Source organism: Microcystis sp. M53602_WE12 (genome assembly GCF_030065455.1).
Taxonomy (GTDB): domain Bacteria; phylum Cyanobacteriota; class Cyanobacteriia; order Cyanobacteriales; family Microcystaceae; genus Microcystis; species Microcystis aeruginosa.
In genome coordinates, this window is the sequence record NZ_JASJFB010000711.1 from 1 (window position 1) to 1,783 (window position 1,783).

Consider the following 1,783-nt stretch of genomic DNA (forward strand, 5'->3'; position numbering starts at 1 on the left):
AGGGTCAACGGTGAACCTGGTGTTAAAACTATTTGGTTGGGACTGGGAAGGTTACATGATATCAGCGAGACTTGGAAACTATCTCATCAAATTAGTCCCCCCATAGAACCCCCTTGAGCCATCTTGCAGACTTTTCTCTTTTTGTCAAATTTTATGTTAAGAAAGATGTGACTAATGGATAGGGGGGGCAGGGGGGATCGAACCTAAAATCCATTTTTAATTTAATTATAACCAGCTACTTATCATGTTTGATTCTCCTGTTGATCTTCTCATTCTCTCCAATGGCCCTGGAGAAATATCTACATGGGTGCGTCCAGTTGTCAAGAGATTGCGACAAAACTTAACAGAAGATCGATCGCTGTTGCGGATTTCGGTGATTCTTTCCCCTTGTACTCATTCTATGGGGGCGGAAACGGAAGTAGTTAGGAAATATCCAGAGGTCGATCGAGTCCAGTCGCCAGAAAACTTCTTTAATTTTCTTTTCTGGGGAAAAACCGCCGATAATTGGGATTGGCACCCCAAGGGCATCGTTTTATTTTTAGGGGGCGATCAATTTTTTGCCCTCACCATCGGTAAACGTTTGGGTTATCGCACCGTTATCTATGCGGAATGGGAAGCGCGTTGGTATCGGGGTATCGATCGCTTTGCCGTGATGAATACAAGTGTATTAAAAAATATTCCTGAACAATATCAATCTAAATTTACCGTTATCGGCGATTTAATGGTGGATTTGCCCACTGCTATCACCCCCGATGACACTACCTTAATTGCACTCCTCCCGGGTTCCAAACCCTCGAAATTAGCCCAGGGTGTACCCCTAACCCTAGCCATTGCTGAAAAGATACACGCGCAGGCTCCCCAGACTAAATTCTTGATTCCCGTCGCTCCTACCCTAAATTTAGCTTATTTGGCGAAATTTGCCGATCCTAGCTATAATCCGATGATCACTAAAACCGGTTGGAGTGCTGCCCAATTAAAAAACGGAGAAAAACCCTATCTAGAAACAGCCAAAGGTTTAAAAGTTGACTTAATTACCGATTTTCCCGCCCATAACCAGCTTTCTCGCTGTCATTTAGCTTTAACGACGGTGGGAGCTAATACTGCCGAATTAGGGGCGCTGGCAATCCCGATGATTATTTTACTACCGACTCAGCAACTAGACGCGATGAGAACTTGGGACGGTTTACCCGGTTTATTAGCCCAACTGCCGGGGGTGGGTTCTTTATTTGCTAAGATAATTAATCTCTATATGTTGCGAAAAAAACGTTTATATGCCTGGCCAAATATTTGGGCCGGTGCCGAAATTGTTCCGGAATTATTGGGGGAATTACAACCAGAAGAAGTGGCAAATATGGCTATATCTTGGTTAGAAAATCCCGAACAATTAGAGGCTATCCGGCAAAAATTGCGGGCAGTGCGTGGGCAAGCAGGAGCAGTGGATAAGTTAGTATCTATTATTGCCGAACAACTGTCTAGTTTCTAAGCAATCAGAGAATTAAGCTTGTTGGTTATATAGCAATTCCCATAGTTGTGAGGTACAGAGTCTTAGGTTTTGAGGAGTCAGGAGTCAGGAGTTAAGATTTTGGTGTACCTCATGAGATTGGGAAACGCTATAATTAAATTGAAGATAGATTTTGGGTTCGATCCCCCCTGCCCCCCTTGATAAGCTATCCCTTATAGGGATCTTTCTTAACAATTTTTGCAGTAAGCACTCCAACCCTTATCCTGACTTGATTTCAGTTTTTTCTTTGTCAGTAAGGGTGTCAACAAGGAATATTACAAA

1 protein-coding gene is annotated in these 1,783 nt (G+C 43.1%); it reads left to right on the forward strand.

What is annotated here, in order from left to right; translation table 11 throughout:
* The first annotated feature begins 244 nt into the window (after window positions 1–244).
* Window positions 245–1,483, forward strand: coding sequence for a glycosyltransferase family protein (locus PX482_RS22125; protein WP_288058210.1), 1,239 nt, complete (start codon window positions 245–247; stop codon window positions 1,481–1,483).
* The last annotated feature ends 300 nt before the right edge of the window (window positions 1,484–1,783 follow it).

Bases quoted from the DNA above. Each gene is read 5' to 3' on its own strand.
- PX482_RS22125 (WP_288058210.1), top strand. From the start codon at position 245: ATGTTTGATTCTCCTGTTGATCTTCTCATTCTCTCCAATGGCCCTGGA.